The sequence below is a fragment of the Arthrobacter sp. SAFR-179 genome, assembly GCF_059414945.1.
Window position 1 is genome coordinate 134649 of record NZ_JBPFDM010000009.1, and the last position, 15449, is coordinate 150097.

The window sequence follows — 15449 nt, forward strand, 5'->3', positions numbered from 1 at the left end:
ACTTTTCGCGCCGCCGTCGTCAGCTCAAAATGTCCTTGGTGACGAACCGGCCGTAGGCGAGCGCCCCGAACACTGCCACGTAGCCGGCCTGCAGGAGGGCGTTGCTGGCGAAGGAATCCCACACCAGCGGCTGGCGCAGCATGTCCCCGAAACCAAGCCAGTAGTGGCTGAAGAGCCACGGATGCAGCCACTCCAGCTGCGGCAGCTGGTCCGCGATCTGGGACACCACCGAAACCACCACCGTGGCGGCCATCGCTCCCACCGGCACCACGGTGAGGGTGGACAGGAACAGCCCGATTGCGGAAAGTCCGGCGAGCGAGACAGCCAGGTACGCGGCAATCAGCACTATGCGCAGGGCGGCTTCGGAGGGCTGGACCACCCCGCCGGAGAGCAGTGTCACGGGACCTACCGGGAAAAGGGCCGCGCCGATGGCCGCGCCCGCAAGGCCAACGGTCAAGGGAGCGGCGATGCAGAAGGCCAGCGCGCCCGCGTATTTGACCAGGAGGAGCCGCACGCGTCCGGCCGGCGCCACCAGGAGGTACCGCAGGGTTCCCAGGCTTGCCTCCCCGGCGATGGTGTCGCCCGCAACCACACCTACCGTGAGTGGCATGAACAACGGCACGGAAACCAGCATGGCGGTGAAGGCCACGAACAGGCCGTTCTGGGTAATCCGGTCAAGGAAGGCGGGTCCCCGCCCGGGGGGAACCGCGGACGAGACCTTCACCGCAACGGCAATCAGGACCGGGATGGCGGCGAGCGCCAGGAGCAGCGCCCACGTCCGCCGCCGGCCGAACAGGACCCTGAGTTCCGACGCCAGGAGGGACATCCCCGAGCTGCGTGGCGTCGAGGCGGGGATGGCAGTTCCGGCAGCCTTCGGAATGTCCGCGGGCACACTACTGGGCAACGTCGAATCCTTCCCCGGTGAGGGCAACAAAGCGGTCCTCGAGGCTTTCACGCTCGACGGCGAATCCACGGACGCGGACGCCGGCCTGGACCAGGTGCGCCACAACGTCCTCGGGAAGCACTGCCGGGGACGGGGCGCCGCTTGGCAGCGCCGCCAGGATTGTCCCGCCATCCGGCTGTGCCGGTTCAGCCTGCCCGGGTTCAGCCTGTGCAGGTTCCGGTACGAGCCCCAGCCGTGCAAGGACCTGGCGGGCAGCGCCGGCGTCGGGCGTCACCAGCCGGAGCCGGGTGCTCCCGGCCTGCCGCAGCTCGGCAAGGGGCCCCTGCGCCACCAGTTTCCCGGCGCTCATGACGGCAGCGTGGGTGCACATCTGGTCCACTTCGGCCAGCAGGTGGCTGGACACAAAAACGGTGGTGCCCTCATGCGCCAGCGATCGCACCAGGTTGCGGACTTCCCGGGTGCCTTGCGGGTCCAGCCCGTTGGTGGGCTCATCCAGGACCAGCAGGTCCCGTGGCGAGAGCAACGCGTTGGCAATGCCCAGCCGCTGCTTCATTCCAAGGGAGTATGCGTGCACCCGCTTCCCGGCGGCATGCTCCAGGCCCACGCGCTCCAGCGCCTGCTGCACCCGCCTTCTGCGCGTGGCGGGGATGGTGTGGGGGCTTGCGCTGTCGAGCCGGTGCAGGTTGTCGGCGCCGGACAGAAAGGGATAGAAGGCGGGGCCTTCCACCAGCGCGCCCACGCGCGGCAGCACGTCATGGAGCTTGCCGGGCATTTCCTGTCCGAGCAGGTTCACCGTTCCCTCGGATGCGGCAGCCAGGCCGAGCAGCATGCGGATGGTGGTGGTCTTGCCGGAGCCGTTGGGCCCCAGGAAACCGAAGACAGTTCCGTGCGGGACGGCAAGGTCCACATGGTCGACGGCGGCCTGCCGGCCAAAGTGCTTGCTGAGCCCGCGCGTCTCGATCGCCAGGCCGGAGTTCACCGGGCCGGGCCCCGTCCCGCCACCACTCCCCCGTCGGTCCACCACTTACTGGGCCGCTGCTGCTGCGGCCTGCAGCCTCTCCGGCGGCACCATTCCGGCGAAGATCCGTCCGTCGTCCGTGACCAGGACGTTGAGCAGGGCGGTGGAGAGCAGCCGGCCGCCGGGGACGGCGACGGCGGCCTGGGACAGCAGCGGGTCCTGCAGCAGTGACTCGGCTGCCGCAGCGGACCCACGCGCCGTGCCCAGCACGGTCTCCCAGCCAGTGCCGGTCACAGACACGTCCTTCCTGGCGTCTGGATGCATGCCGCCTGGGCTGTGCACATCCGGGGCGTCACGGGGCTTGTCCGGAACGGGAAGTTCCTTGACCGTGCTGCCCGGGGGCGGGGTGAAGTTGAAGACGGACTGGTCCGGGGCGTCCAGCGAGAGGCTGGTGAACCCGAAGCGGAACGCGGGGTTGTCCGCCCCGCGTGCGGTCACCTGGACGGACAGGGGCATGCCGTTTTCACCGTCGACGGCGATGGCCACCTTGCCTACCAGGGTCGCGTCGGTGCGCGGTTCAATGAGCAGGTTGTAGGCGGCGCGTCCGGCAACGGAAACGTCCGGTCCCACCGAAACAGCGGTGGTGGGGTCAACCTTGGCCAGGAATTTTTGCGCGATTTCTGCCGGCGTGGGCATTACGCCCGCCATGTGGTGGTCCTTGGACAGCGACGGGTCCTGGGCATGCTGCGGCAGGGTCACGTGGGCGGCCGTGTTGTCTTTGGATGAATAGAACCAGACGTCGCTGCCGTGGCGGACTACGTCCCGTTCGGCCAGTTGGTCCATCACCTGCACGCGGGCATTGTCCTTGCCGTCCAGGTAAACGCGAGCGGTGTGCTTGCCTGACAGCAGCTCAATGACGGAGGCGGCGCTCCCGGCAGCGGCGGGAGCGGATGGCTTGCCGGCGGCCGGCAGCCCGGGAAGTCCCAACTCAGCGGACTGTTCCACCGTCCCGGAGAACGAGTGCACCTGGTGGCTTGCCGCCAGTTCCAGGACCTGCGCGGGCGTCTTGGCCGGGAGCGGGTTGCTGGCACCGGCCGGAAGGGAGCCGGCCAGGGCGCCGGCAGCGATCACCAGCGGGGCCGCGACGGCGGGCAGCCACCGCAGCCACATCCGGCGGCCGTCCGTGCCGTTCCGCCATGACCGTTTTTCCTGCGATCGTCCGCTGGAATCCAGCGTGTTGGAGCCCATAGGTAAAGACTACGCCGGTGCAGGTGGATGGGGGCCACCCGCAGCGCCCCCGTCCTGCACCGCGGGCCCTGGTGGCTCTGGCACCACGGTGCCCGCACCGCCGTCGACCGTTATTTTTTGGCCGGTGCTGATCAGGCCGGTGGCGTCTGCGACCCCAACGACCGCAGGGATCCCGTATTCCCTGGCCACCACGGCGCCGTGTGAATTGGCTCCGCCCATCTCCATCACTAGTCCTCCCGCCGTCAGGAAGAGCGGTGTCCAACCGGGGTCTGTTGACGGGGCTACCAGGATTTCACCCGGCTCAAGGCGCGCTCCGACCGGATCCAGGATGACGCGTGCCGCAGCAGTCACGGTTCCCGCCGAGGCAGGGCTGCCGGTGAGCGTATCTTCAGCCGAGATCCCGACGCCGGTCCGCACCGCTTCGGGTTCGGTCCCGTCCGAGAGCAGCACCCGGGGAATGTGCCGGCGCCTGAGCTCCTGGGCGTAATCCTGGCGGCGGCCGGCCACGAGCGCCCGGAAGTCCTGGACGGCCACTCCGTTGGCCGCGGCGGTCCCGGACAATGGGATCCCGGACAATGCCTGCCTGGCTTCAATGAAGTCCAGGAAGAACACGTCGTCCTGCCGTTCGATGGCTCCGGCCTGCGCCAGCTCGCTGCCCACCAGCAGCAGTTGCCGGCGGACTTCAGCAAGGCCTGCAACCAGCTGGTACTTTGGCAGCTCGCGCAGGCCGGCCAGCAGCCGTGCCCGGTGCAGTGCGGCACGCACCAGCCTTCCCCTGATCCAGCCGCGGGCGGCGGCGCGGGCAACGAGCCTGTCCACCTGCGCTTCCGCGTCTTCGATGGCCTTGCTGAACTGGGCATCGGGCGCCAGGGCAGGGTCCTCCAGCCGAAGGTAGTTGGCAAGGATTCCCAGGATGTGTGCCGGCTCGTCCGACCACCGCGGCAGGCCGACATCAATTTCAGCCACCGCGCGGTGTCCGTATCTGTCCAGGAACCGGGCCAGGCCGGCGTCGAGGCGAGCCGGCAGTTGCCCGGCCTGGAACGCGGCCGCCAGGAGGTTGGGGTCACCCGTCATCAGCGCGTCACGTGATTCACGGTCTTCCCGGATTTCCTTGGCAAGATGCCACAGTTCCAGGTCCATTTCGGTGGTGACGTTGTTGGGCAGGCCCCGGATCACGGGCTGCAGTTCGTCCCAGGCATTTCCGCCCACCAGCTTTCCCGCAACGCCGAGCATCGCAAAACCCACGGCGGGGAGGGGGAGAATGGCTGGAACAATCGGGAACAGGCGCCGCCGCAGGAGCAACTCGGCGTGGTCAAGGCGTGACAGCGCGCCCTCACCGCCGCCGAAATGCAGCGACGCCTCGAAGTCCTGCGTGAAGCGGTCCAGCCGCCGGAGGGCTGCCGCCGGCCGGAACAGCGCCCGGAGGAAGGTGGCGGGAACCTTGGCGCGGGCGGCTGCGGGGGCAACGTGACGCAGCAGCCCGAAGGGCGTCTTCGTAGTCACCGAAAAAGCGGGGTCCTCGAACAGCTGCCGCATGACCGTCGCGGTCCGGGCTTCCATGATGTCGAAAACCCGGGGAACCAGCCAGCGGCCCGCCGTGCTGCGGATGGGAGTGGTGAAGTCGACGTAGATCCGCTGCCCGGCTTCCGCGTAGGGGGATGGCCCGCCCCGGGGATCAGGAACCGGGAAGCCGGCAGCTGTTGCTATGGAGGAGGCGATGAGGCGCACCGCCGCGAGGCCCATGGGGGTAAGCGGCCGGGTAAGCCCCTGGGCCAGGCTGAAGCAGAGATAGGCCCTGGTCCCCCGGGTGGCGGACCGGCCCTCAGGGATCCTGCCGGCGGTGCCGTTGCTCCTGGGGACCGGGTACAAAGTGGTGATCGGCCTGGACTGCGTGAGCCACATGCCCCCGGAACGGTCGATGGCCCACTCCGTGTCCTGGGGGGCGCCGAAATGATCCTCGGCCTGCAGGCCGAGGCGTGCCAGACCTGCAATGTGCCAGTCCGTCAGGCAGGCAGCGCCAGTGGCCGAGGAAACATTCCGGGTCTGCGTCCCACCACCCGGCAGGGGCCGTACCTCCACGCCCTTGTCGCCCAGCGTCCGCTCCAGGACCTTGCCGCTCAAGGCATCCACCACGAAGTGGTCCGGATTGACGGCGCCTGAGACAACAGCCTCACCCAGGCCCGGGCTGGCATCGATGACGATCTGCCGCCTGCGGCCGGTCAGGGGGTTCGCCGTGAACATGACGCCGGCCGCGTCAGCGTCCACCATCCGCTGGACCACTACCGCGAGCGCCACGCCTGCGGGGTCGATCCCGAGGCTTGCCCGGTAGGCGGTTGCCCGGTCCGTCCACAGCGACGCCCAGCAATTGCGGACGGCTTCGAGCAGAGCGGGTACGCCGATGACGTTGAGGTAGGTGTCCTGCTGGCCGGCGAAGCTGGCGAACGGCAGATCTTCTGCGGTGGCCGAGGATCTGACCGCCACCGGAACATCAGGGCCGAGGGCCGCGTAGGCCTCTTCCACCGCCTGCGAAACGGCCGCCGGAATCGGCGTTGCCCGGATCGCGGCACGTGCCGCTCCAGACAGCCCGGCTATGTCGGGCGGTTCCGCAGCCCTGGTCTGTGCTGCGTCCCGTCGTGCGGCCGGCGCTGGTTCCACGAACGCCGCATGGACCGCGGCCAGCGCGGGAGGCAGGGATCCGGGGACGCCGAGTGCCTGCCGGTAGGCGTCGGTGGTGAGGCAGAAACCGTCCGGGACCGGCAGTCCGGCGGACAACAGCTCTCCGAGGTTGGCCGCCTTGCCGCCTGCCAGGGGCAGCATTCCGGCATTGAGCCGGCGCAGATCCAGGACCAGTCCGGCGTCCGTGCCGGTGCCGGCTGTCCGCAACCCTGCCTGCTCCATGTTCCAGATCCCTTATCCGAGGGGCCGGTATTCCGGTGGTGCCTTGCTGCCGGGCCGGTGCCGGCTAGGCGGCGTCGCCCAGGATGGGACCGAACCGCGCACGGTCCGCCAGGCGGGGGTCCTCCCGGTCCGGGACCACCATCACCGGTCCCTTGGCGTGGTGGAGCACCCCGTCCGATGTTGAGCCCAGGAGCATTCCGGTGAAGCCGCCGCGGCCGCGGGTACCCACCACCACCAGCTCCACGTGCCGGCCTTCCTCCACGAGCACGTCCACCGGCGAACCGTCCTTGAGTTCGTAGCCGGCCTGCAGGTGCGGGTAGTGGCTGCGGAGCCACGCCATGCCGGCTTCCAGGGTGACCCGGATATCGTCAAACAACGCTTTCCGGTCCATGGGTGCGGGAACCCACGCCAAGGAACCGCTGTACTGGGGGACGGCGCAGATCACGCGGAGCGAGGCACCGAGCCGTTCGGCCTGGTCGGCTGCTTCCAGGACCGCAACACGTGCCTGCTCGGAGCCATCGACGCCGACCACCACCACGTTCTCCACGGGCCTGTGCCCGGACTTGGCCTGCTCTGCCTTGACGCGGCGGTCCTCCGTGCTTTCGCCCAGCCGGTCGGAGCAGAACAACGGGACCGTCACCGTGGGGCATTTTGCATGGGCCGGCAGGGCGCTGCTGACGGATCCCAGGAGGCGGCCCACGAAGCCGCCGCGGCCGCGGGTGCCCACCACCAGGAGTTCGGCGGTTTCGGAGATTTCCAGCAGCACTCCTGCGGCGTCGCCGTTCTCCACCGCGGAACTGACGTCGATGTCGTAGGCGGAAACCTTTTCCATGGCCTGCTTGGCGATGGCTTCGGCACCCTCACGGATGACGGAATCGTCCACCGTGGCATAGCCTCCGTCCAGTCCGGAAGCGGCGAAGATCGGCACGGAATAGGCGGTGACGATATGGAGCGGACGACGACGGCGCTGGGCTTCCCGTGCGGCCCACACCAAGGCGCACTGGCCATGGTCCGAACCGTCGACGCCCACCACGATGCCGTGCGGAGCGGCAGAAGCACCACCACCGTCCCGGGCCGGGTCCGAGTGCAACTCTCGTGAGCCCATGGGGGCCGCCTCCTCGCGATACGCCTGATGTTGCGGCTATTCTGCCAGAAAACGGACCGCCCGCCGCGCACCCCGGTCTCCAGCGGTGCGGGCAGGAAAAGGGCCGTTCCCGTTTCCCACTATTCTCCGTCCCCCAAGGCTTAGCAAGCCTGTTCAGGGGCGGTAAGGCGGGGTTATCCACAGGCCCTCGCGCGCGGTCCGGAAAGCGCCTTCACGTCAGCGGGAATGTTTTCTTCATTGGGCTATCCACGGCCGCATTTGTTCTGTAGTCTTCAGGACATTGTTGGTCCGGGACGCCAACTGCAATTTTCTGCGCGGACTGTCCCGGCCATGCGCTGCGGCCGTACTTGGGGTAACGGGACGCGGGCCGGCGAGGATGCCGGCACCTGCCGAAAGCTTCGAAGGAGGGAAAACTGTGGTGTCAAGCATGCCCGGGGATGCCGGGACCGAACAGACCACCACTGTGGTCATTGGCACCGGCCTGTCCGGGCTGGCCGTCGCCGCAGAGCTGCGCCGCCGCGGCGTGGACGCCATCGTGGTGGACGGACTGGACATCCTCGGCGCCCGCCAGCCCGCAAACACCTCCTCACTGCAGCGCTGCGATGCCGCGGACAGCGACACTCTCCGGGAGCGCAACGAGATCCTGCGCCACCTGCGCAACTACGCGGCAAGCCACAGCGTGGATGTCCGGACTACAACCCGGGCGGTCCAGCTGACCATGCTGGAAGGCCCCGCGCATGGCGCCGCTCCGCAGTGGCAGGTGCACACACCCACCGGCATCCTGGTGGCCGACCACATCGTCCTGACCAGGTGCGCGCACAGCCAGCTGCGGCGCATGCTCAGTGACTTCGGGATTGCCGTTGGCCGGAACGTGGCAGCGGCCATGCGTGCCATCGGCATCTACCTGGTGGGGGTGGGCGAGCTGATTACGCCGTCCCCCAAGGAGGTACTGCGCCAGGCCAAGACGGTGGGCCAAGCCATCTCCGCCAAGGTCAACCCGGACAGCGGACCTTCATCCGGCGGCCCCTTCCCGGCAACGGGAAGCTTTGCGGTGCTGACCTGCTGACGGCCTTCCCGGTGCCCGCCGCCAGGCTGGACCCGTCCGGACCTGCCGCCCGGGGCTACCCCCGGCTGTCCTCGGCGCTGTTCCCGTCATCCCCTGCGTCCCCGTCGCCGGTGAGCCGGCGCCGGGCCATCACGCGGAGGGCCACCAGCAGCCCCACGGCGACGACTGCAAAAAGCACAATGCTCCACTGGAAGGGCTCGCCGGCATTGGCAGGCCCGGATGGTTCCTCCGTTACCCCGGGCTGTGCCGTTCCCATCCCTGGAACCGCGCCCGCCGCCGTCGGGCTTCCCGTTGCGGACGTTCCGGACGCCGGGGCGGCGCCTGACGCCGCAGTGAAGGTGAACGTGCCCTCGATGGGGTGGGAGTCCGAGCCCACCACGCGCCACGCCACGGTGTACTTCCCTGCCGGGGCGCCCGGCCGCAGCTTTTGCGTTGCCACGTTGTCCGCAATCCGCGCCGCCCCTTCTGCCCATTCGGTGCCGCCGGCGTCCTTGACAGAGAATGATGAGCCGATGCCCAGCGGCTTGTTGCTGAAGGTTACGGAAACCTCGGCGGGCGGGGTCGCCAGTGCAGCACCCTGGGCGGGACTGGTGGACTCCGCGGCGTCATGGGCGGAGGCCGGCCCGGCAAGGCCCAACAGTGCGGCCGCGAGGACCAGGGCAAGGAAACCGGGCACAAGGCCCGGCAACGGGCGGCGGACTTGGCGCATGGTGGGGCTGCTCCTGGTGTTGGCTTCCTTACAGACTAGGCGCATTTGCAGGCCCACTCCCTGCCGCACCCTTAGGATGCAGGTATTCCCACACACTTCCCCGGAGGACTAATGCTTAAGCAAGGCTCTGCCCTGGACCGGTATTTCAGGGTCACCGAGCGCGGTTCCAACCTTTCCCGTGAGATCCGGGGCGGGTTCGCCACGTTCTTCGCCATGAGCTACATCGTGGTGCTGAACCCACTGATCCTGTCCGGTCCGGACACGAACGGCACCACGCTGGGCTTCACCGCGGTGGCCGCTGTCACCGCGTTGGTGGCGGGCATCCTGACCATCCTCATGGGCGCCTGGGGCCGGCACCCCTTTGCTTTGGCCACCGGCCTGGGCGTGAATGCCTTCGTGGCTGTCACTGTAGCCACAAACCCGGGCCTCACCTGGCCGGACATGATGGGCCTGGTGGTTCTCTCCGGCGTCACCATGCTGATCCTGGTCCTCACCGGTTTCCGCACCGCCGTCTTCAAGGCGGTACCGGACGGCCTCAAGACGGCGATCGTGGTGGGCATCGGCCTGTTCATCGCCCTGATCGGTCTGGTCAATGCCGGGTTCGTGCGGCGCATCCCTGACGTTGCAGGCACCACGGTGCCCGTCGGGCTGGGCTTTGAAGGCAAGCTGCTGGGCTGGCCCACGGCCGTTTTCGTTTTCGGCCTGATCCTGACCATCGCCCTGGTGGTACGCAAGGTCAAGGGCGCCATCCTGATCGGCATCATCACCTCCACCGTGCTGTCCGTGATCCTTGAGCTGACCCTGCACATCGGGCCCAGCTTCGACGGCAAGAACTTCAACCCCCAGGGCTGGTCCCTGGTGGCACCGGCATTCTCCGGCTGGGCCGCCCCTGACCTCTCACTGATCGGCAAGGCCAACCCCTTCGGCGCCTTCGAGCACCTCGGCTTCGTGGCCGCAACACTGCTGGCCTTCGTGATCCTGCTCAGCATTTTCTTCGACGCCATGGGCACCATGGTGGGCCTGGCCAACGAAGCCGGCACGGTGGACGAGCACGGCAACATTCCCGACGTCGACCGCGTGCTCCAGGTGGACGCGCTCGGCGCCATCATCGGCGGCGGCGCTTCCGTCTCCTCCAACCAGATCTACGTCGAAGCCGGCGCCGGCATCGGCGAAGGCGCCCGCACCGGCGTCGCCTCGATCGTCACCGGCCTGCTGTTCCTGGTGGCCATGTTCTTCACCCCGCTGATCAACCTGGTGCCCTTCGAGGCTGTGGCCCCGGCCCTGGTGGTGGTTGGCTTCATGATGGTGTCCCAGGTGGGCAAGATCGACTGGCAGGACTGGGGCATCGCCATCCCGGCGTTCCTGACGTTCACCCTGATGCCGTTCACCTACTCCATCGCCAACGGCCTGGGTGCAGGCTTCATCGCCTACGTGCTGATCCGCACCGTCCAGGGCCGCGTCAGGGACATCCACCCGCTGATGTGGGCCGTTGCAGCTGCGTTCGCGCTGTTCTTCGCCATCGGCCCCATCGAGGCCGCACTGGGCATGTAACTCCCAAGGTATGGACACAGGGCTGGTGCGGCAGATGCCGCGCCAGCCCTTTTGTTTACACCGGCGTGTTCGGTGCCAGCCCCTCATCGCCGGACACCGCCAGGGCCTTCCTTTGGCGCAGCCGGTCCAGCCGGTTCATCAGCGGCGAAGTGGTGGCGCCATGGATCACGATGGACAGCGCCACCACCAGCCCAATGAAGGACCAGAGCCAGTGTGCCTGGTCCCCGAAACTACCTTCGCCCAGCGCGTACGCCAGGTAGTACAGCGACCCGATTCCGCGGATGCCGAAAAATGAGAGTGCCACGCGTTCCCGCGGGCCGGTCTTGCCGCCCAGCAGGCCCAGCCAGCCGGCCAGCGGCCGGACCACCAGCAGGAAGGCCAGGGCCACCAGCACCTCCGTCCAGCCGATCCCGGCGAGCAGCCCGCGGGCGATGGCGCCGCCGAGCAGGACCAGGATCACCACGGTCAGGAGCCGTTCCAGCTGCTCCACGTAGGAGTGGAGCACCCGGTGGTAGCCGTGGGTGCGTTCAGCGGCCCGGATGGTCACGGCACAGACAAACACCGCAATGAACCCGTAGCCCTGCACCATCTCCGTCAGTCCGTAGGCCAGGAACGTCGCCGCCAGGGCCACGAAACCTTCGGAATGGTTGGACAATCTGAGGCTTTCCGCCCGGGCGGAGAAGAACACCCGGGCGAGCAGCTTGCCGGTGAGGAAACCCGCCAGGAGCCCGATGGCCAGCCGCCACAGGACGTCCATCCCGAACCATTCGCCGAACCAGGCGGACGGGTTTGCCCCGGCGATGCTGATGGCAATGGCCAGGTACACGAACGGGAACGCCAGGCCGTCATTGAGTCCAGCTTCGGAGGTGAGGCCGAACCGGACTTCATCTTCCTTGTCGGTGTGTTCGTCCTGGTCCGCGGGTTCGCCCACCTGGACTTCGGACGCCAGGACAGGGTCCGTGGGGGCAAGGCTGGCGCCTACCAGCAACGCCGCGCCCAGCCCCAGGCCCAGGAACCACATGCCCAGCAGGGTCAGGGCAAGGATGCACAGCGGCATGGCGACGCCCAGGAGCCGCCATGTGGTGGACCATCGCTTGCGTCCCACCGGGCGGTCCAGGGCCAGTCCGGCGCCCATCAGCGAGATGATCACGCAGATCTCCGCGAGGTGCATGACGAAGTCGCCGTGTTCCACCGGGTCCGGGTCCGGCAGCGAGGGAATCAGCGCGAACGCTCCCATGCCGGCGCCCAGGAAGACCATGGGCATGGACAAGGGCATATCGCGCAGGAGCTTGGGCAGGACGGCGGCGATGAGAACGGCCAGGCCGGCGGCGGCAAAGAGGATATCTGGGGCTTCGAACATGGGAAAAGGCTCTCCAGCCTGGAATGGTGGCGTGGATCCGGAAGCGGACACACCACGCTTCGATGGGGCGGACTGCTCTCACCATATCCCCTGGACCAGGCATCTCCCCGGCGCACGGGTTCTTGGATCCCGGACAGCACGACGGCGGCGCTGCTGGTTTTCGTGCCCGGCATGCGGTGAGCTTGAGGCATGTCCCTCCAGCTTCCCGCCGTCGACGTCCCGCCCCAGCCCTGGACCGGAAGGTTCGACGGCGACGGCCCCGGCCACCGCCGCTGGTGGCAGGCCGTGAACCAGCCCGGCAACGCCACGGCGCGAGCCGCGGGCGCGGACGTTGAGGCGAGGGCGGCTGCCGGCAGGCCCGTGGCCCTGCTGGGCTTCGCCAGCGACGAGGGGGTGCGCCGGAACAAGGGCCGCACCGGCGCGTCCGCCGCCCCCGCAGCTTTGCGGAAGGCGCTGGGTCCGTTGGCTTTCCACCTGGACCGTCCGGTGTCTGACATCGGCGACGTAGCGGTAGCCGGGGAGGACCTGGAAGCCGGCCAGGAACGGCTTGGCCGGGCGGTGGCAGGCCTGCTCGATGCCGGCCACCAGACCGTTGTCCTGGGCGGCGGACATGAGACTGCCTACGCGAGCTATCTCGGCGTCAGTGCATCACCGGCTGTCCGGGACGGCCAGCGCCTTGGCGTCCTGAACCTTGATGCCCACTTCGATCTCCGCGACGAGCCCGTGCCCAGTTCGGGGACTCCGTTCCTGCAGATGGCCCGCGCCGAAGCGGACGCCGGGCGCGAATTCCGGTACGCCGTCGTCGGTATCTCGGAGCCGAACAACACCCGGGTCCTGTTCGACACCGCGGATAAGCTGGGCGTGCGGTACCTGCTGGACGAGGACTGCGACGCGGACCGGGTTCGGGACTTCGTGGCCGCGTTCCTGGCGGACATCGACGTGCTGTACCTGACCATCGACCTGGATGTGCTGCCCGCCGCGGTGGCGCCCGGTGTGAGCGCGCCTGCAGCCTACGGCGTGCCGCTGCCCGTCATTTCCGCGGTCTGCCGGCAGGTGGCGGAGAGCGGAAAGCTCCTGCACCTGGACGTGGCGGAGCTGAACCCTGCGTTCGACATTGACGGCCGGACCGCCAAAACCGCCGCGCGGCTGATCCACACCCTGCTGCGCTGAAAAACGCCGCCGCCTGGCCTCAGGATCCTTTGAGGACGTACCGCCGTTCCGGCCGGCCCACGCCGTACTTGAGCCGCACCTCCAGCGTGCCTTCGTCGTGCAGGTACTCCAGGTAGCGGCGCGCGCTGACGCGGGAAGTGCCCAGCTCCTGGGCTACTTCGGCGGCCGAGACGTCACCGGCGGCGGCGTTGACCGCCGCCTCCACCAGCCTCAGCGTCTCAATGCTGCAGCCCTTGGGAAGTGGACGTTCGCTGCGGTCAAGGCCGAACACGCGGTTGACGTCCGATTGCTCGGCCACGTCCTTTGAGGCATCCAGGCTTTGGTAGGCGTTGCGGTAGTGCTCCAGGCGCTCCTGCAGGTCTGTCTGCGAAAAAGGCTTGATCAGGTAATGCACAATGCCGCCCCGCAGCGCCTTCCGCACGGTTTCGACCTCCCGTGCGGCACTGATGACCAGCACATCCAGCTCCGGTGCCACGCTGCGCAGGCGCTGCATCAGGTCAAGGCCGTTGATATCCGGCAGGTGGATGTCCAGCAGCACCAGGTCCGGCTGGAGCCGTTCAGTCTCCGCCACGGCCTGGGCTCCGGTATGCGCGGCGCCCACCACCGCGAATCCGGGCGTGCGCTGGATAAAGCCGGCGTGCACCTTGGCCACCATGAAATCGTCATCGACGATCAGGACCTTGATCATGGCCGGGTACTCCCTTGTTTCAGCACGGCGGTAAAGACAGCCCCATTATCGTTGGCCACCGTCAGGTTCCCGCCACTGCGGCGGCACACCACCCGGGACAGCGCCAGTCCAAAGCCGCGGCTGCCGGCCGGACCGGGTTCTTTCGTGGTGAAGCCCTGGCGGAAGATGTGGTCCGCGGAGCCGCCGGAGCCGCCGGGAACGCCGGGGCCGTTGTCCCGCACTGTCACCACAACGTCTTGTCCGGCCTTGCCCTCCACCAGCACCCTGACGGCTGCCTGCGGAAGTCCGCTGACGGCGTCGAACGCGTTGTCCACCAGGTTCCCCACCACCGTGGTGAGGTCCCGGGACAGCTCGTCATCCACCTTGTCCAGTACGGAGTCGGGGTCCAGCTGCAGGGCAACGCCGCGTTCGGTGGCGAGGCTCGACTTGGCAATCAGCAGGGCAGCGAGCGCGGGATCCTTGATCCGGCCGGTCACTTCATCGTTGAGCCGGGTCCGGTCCACGGTGGCACCGTTGACGAACTGGACCACGGAATCGTACTCGCCGATCTGGATCAGGCCGGAAATGACGTGCAACTGGTTGGCGAACTCATGCGCCTGGGCCCGCAGGGTGTCGGTGGCGGTGCGGGTGGTGCCCAGTTCCTGCTCCAGTTCTGAGAGTTCCGTGCGGTCGCGAAGCGTGGTCACCGAGCCAATCACCTTGCCCCGGGACTGGATGGGCACGCGGTTCATCACCACCAGCCGGTCACCCACGAGCACCAGCTGGTCCGGCCCGGGCTGGTCACGGGTGAGGACTTCCTTGAGGGCGGGTTCGACGGCGAGGCCCGCCACCCGCTTGCCCACGCAGTCAGGCGGGAGTCCCAGGAGGGCACGCGCACTGTGGTTGGCCACCGTGATCCGCTCGTTCAGGTCCAGCGCCACCACCCCCTCCTTGAGGCCGTGCAGCATGGCTTCGCGGTTTTCAACCAGGCTGGTGATCTCGCTCGGTTCCATCCCCAGGGTCTGCCGCTTGACCCGCCGTGACAGCAGCAGGGAACCGGCGATGCCCAGGACGCTCGCAACGCCAAGGTAGGTGAGGAGATTGGGCACGGCATCGCCCAGCCGCTCGAGCACGGTGGGGTAGTTGCGGCTGATGGAGGCGATGCCGATCATCCGGCCGGTGTCGTCCAGGACCGGAACATGGGCAGACAGGAGCGGGGCGGGCGTCCCGCCTACCACTCCGGTCCAGGCCCTGCCTTCCATCACCCTGCTGGCGCCGAGTTCCAGCGGCTCTCCCAGCAGGCTGGGGTCCGAGGACGCCACCACGGTGCGGTCCAGTCTTGCCAGCGCCACCCGGGATGAACCGGACACGATCCGCACGGATTCCGCCACCGCCGGGAGCACGGCCCCGCCCCGCGGTTCAGCGTTCGGGAGGAGCTCGCGCACGGTCGGGTTGCCGCCCAGGGCCTCGGCGGCCGACAGGGCACGCCTGCCTTCGATCCGTTCAAAGGCCGCAGCGGACTGGGCCAGGGAAATGGCCACGACGCCCACCAGGACAGCCAGGACAATGAGCAACTGCAGCAGAAGGTACTGCCCCGCGAGGGACATTCCTCGTCGTCGAGTCACAATGGGCTTCCTGGTGTTTGCTGATGGGCCGGGGTTGTCCGGCGGCGCTGCCGGCGTCTTCTTATGCGCGCAAAAGTACGGGGTGCAGGGCCGCCGGTGGTACCGGGAACTATATCCCAAAGCCCGCGGCAGGGCGGATGTGGGGTTTTGGAAACGTGAACGCAATGAACACAACTTTCTCTGCGTAC

12 protein-coding genes are annotated in these 15449 nt (G+C 68.2%); 3 read left to right on the forward strand and 9 right to left on the reverse strand.

Features of this window, described 5'->3' with window-relative positions; translation table 11 throughout:
• Positions 1–19: 19 nt before the first annotated feature.
• From ACR65K_RS14845 to ACR65K_RS14865, 5 genes are all read right to left on the reverse strand, one after another.
• Positions 20–826 carry an ABC transporter permease gene (locus ACR65K_RS14845; RefSeq protein WP_440153716.1) on the reverse strand — a complete coding sequence of 269 codons (807 nt, stop codon included), beginning with the start codon at positions 824–826 and terminating at the stop codon, positions 20–22.
• Positions 827–893: 67 nt separating this feature from the next.
• Positions 894–1883, reverse strand: a complete 990-nt coding sequence (locus tag ACR65K_RS14850; protein ID WP_440153659.1) for an ABC transporter ATP-binding protein — start codon at positions 1881–1883, stop codon at positions 894–896.
• 45 nt (positions 1884–1928) lie between these two features.
• The gene (locus ACR65K_RS14855) at positions 1929–3032 is read right to left on the reverse strand and encodes a LolA family protein (RefSeq protein WP_440153717.1); all 1104 of its coding nucleotides are present in this window, start codon (positions 3030–3032) and stop codon (positions 1929–1931) included.
• Between the two features lie 87 nt (positions 3033–3119).
• Positions 3120–6008 (reverse strand): PEP/pyruvate-binding domain-containing protein, encoded by a 2889-nt coding sequence (locus tag ACR65K_RS14860; protein WP_440153660.1) that lies wholly within the window; start codon positions 6006–6008, stop codon positions 3120–3122.
• 64 nt (positions 6009–6072) lie between these two features.
• On the reverse strand, positions 6073–7113 hold the full coding sequence (locus ACR65K_RS14865) for a universal stress protein (RefSeq protein ID WP_440153661.1): 1041 nt from the start codon (positions 7111–7113) through the stop codon (positions 6073–6075).
• 427 nt (positions 7114–7540) lie between these two features.
• Between ACR65K_RS14865 and ACR65K_RS14870 the strand changes: the two genes are divergently transcribed.
• On the forward strand, positions 7541–8179 hold the full coding sequence (locus ACR65K_RS14870; RefSeq protein WP_440153719.1) for an NAD(P)-binding protein: 639 nt from the start codon (positions 7541–7543) through the stop codon (positions 8177–8179).
• A gap of 55 nt (positions 8180–8234) precedes the next feature.
• On the opposite strand, the gene ACR65K_RS14875 is transcribed toward ACR65K_RS14870, so the two are convergent.
• Positions 8235–8888, reverse strand: a complete 654-nt coding sequence (locus ACR65K_RS14875; RefSeq protein WP_440153721.1) for a copper resistance CopC family protein — start codon at positions 8886–8888, stop codon at positions 8235–8237.
• Between the two features lie 111 nt (positions 8889–8999).
• Between ACR65K_RS14875 and ACR65K_RS14880 the strand changes: the two genes are divergently transcribed.
• Positions 9000–10439: an NCS2 family permease gene (locus ACR65K_RS14880; protein WP_440153662.1), complete on the forward strand. Its 1440-nt coding sequence runs from the start codon at positions 9000–9002 to the stop codon at positions 10437–10439.
• Between the two features lie 55 nt (positions 10440–10494).
• Here the strand turns inward: ACR65K_RS14880 and ACR65K_RS14885 are convergent, their stop codons facing one another.
• Positions 10495–11799 (reverse strand): cation:proton antiporter, encoded by a 1305-nt coding sequence (locus ACR65K_RS14885; RefSeq protein WP_440153663.1) that lies wholly within the window; start codon positions 11797–11799, stop codon positions 10495–10497.
• Between the two features lie 189 nt (positions 11800–11988).
• On the opposite strand from ACR65K_RS14885, the gene hutG reads away from it, so the two are divergent.
• A complete protein-coding gene (hutG, locus tag ACR65K_RS14890; RefSeq protein WP_440153665.1) occupies positions 11989–12969 on the forward strand; it encodes a formimidoylglutamase in 981 nt (326 codons plus the stop codon).
• Positions 12970–12988: 19 nt separating this feature from the next.
• Here hutG and ACR65K_RS14895 read toward each other — a convergent pair whose 3' ends face one another.
• Both ACR65K_RS14895 and ACR65K_RS14900 read right to left on the reverse strand, forming a co-directional pair.
• A complete protein-coding gene (locus ACR65K_RS14895; protein ID WP_440153666.1) occupies positions 12989–13657 on the reverse strand; it encodes a response regulator in 669 nt (222 codons plus the stop codon).
• Complete coding sequence (locus ACR65K_RS14900) at positions 13654–15243, reverse strand: sensor histidine kinase (RefSeq protein WP_440153723.1); 1590 nt, start codon at positions 15241–15243, stop codon at positions 13654–13656. The genes ACR65K_RS14895 and ACR65K_RS14900 overlap by 4 nt, the downstream gene beginning before the upstream one ends.
• Between the last annotated feature and the right edge of the window lie 206 nt (positions 15244–15449).

Bases quoted from the DNA above. Each gene is read 5' to 3' on its own strand.
- ACR65K_RS14845 (WP_440153716.1), bottom strand. From the start codon at position 826: ATGTCCCTCCTGGCGTCGGAACTCAGGGTCCTGTTCGGCCGGCGGCGG.
- ACR65K_RS14855 (WP_440153717.1), bottom strand. From the start codon at position 3,032: ATGTGGCTGCGGTGGCTGCCCGCCGTCGCGGCCCCGCTGGTGATCGCT.
- ACR65K_RS14860 (WP_440153660.1), bottom strand. From the start codon at position 6,008: ATGGAGCAGGCAGGGTTGCGGACAGCCGGCACCGGCACGGACGCCGGA.
- ACR65K_RS14865 (WP_440153661.1), bottom strand. From the start codon at position 7,113: ATGGGCTCACGAGAGTTGCACTCGGACCCGGCCCGGGACGGTGGTGGT.
- ACR65K_RS14870 (WP_440153719.1), top strand. From the start codon at position 7,541: ATGCCCGGGGATGCCGGGACCGAACAGACCACCACTGTGGTCATTGGC.
- ACR65K_RS14875 (WP_440153721.1), bottom strand. From the start codon at position 8,888: ATGCGCCAAGTCCGCCGCCCGTTGCCGGGCCTTGTGCCCGGTTTCCTT.
- ACR65K_RS14880 (WP_440153662.1), top strand. From the start codon at position 9,000: ATGCTTAAGCAAGGCTCTGCCCTGGACCGGTATTTCAGGGTCACCGAG.
- ACR65K_RS14885 (WP_440153663.1), bottom strand. From the start codon at position 11,799: ATGTTCGAAGCCCCAGATATCCTCTTTGCCGCCGCCGGCCTGGCCGTT.
- hutG (WP_440153665.1), top strand. From the start codon at position 11,989: ATGTCCCTCCAGCTTCCCGCCGTCGACGTCCCGCCCCAGCCCTGGACC.
- ACR65K_RS14895 (WP_440153666.1), bottom strand. From the start codon at position 13,657: ATGATCAAGGTCCTGATCGTCGATGACGATTTCATGGTGGCCAAGGTG.
- ACR65K_RS14900 (WP_440153723.1), bottom strand. From the start codon at position 15,243: ATGTCCCTCGCGGGGCAGTACCTTCTGCTGCAGTTGCTCATTGTCCTG.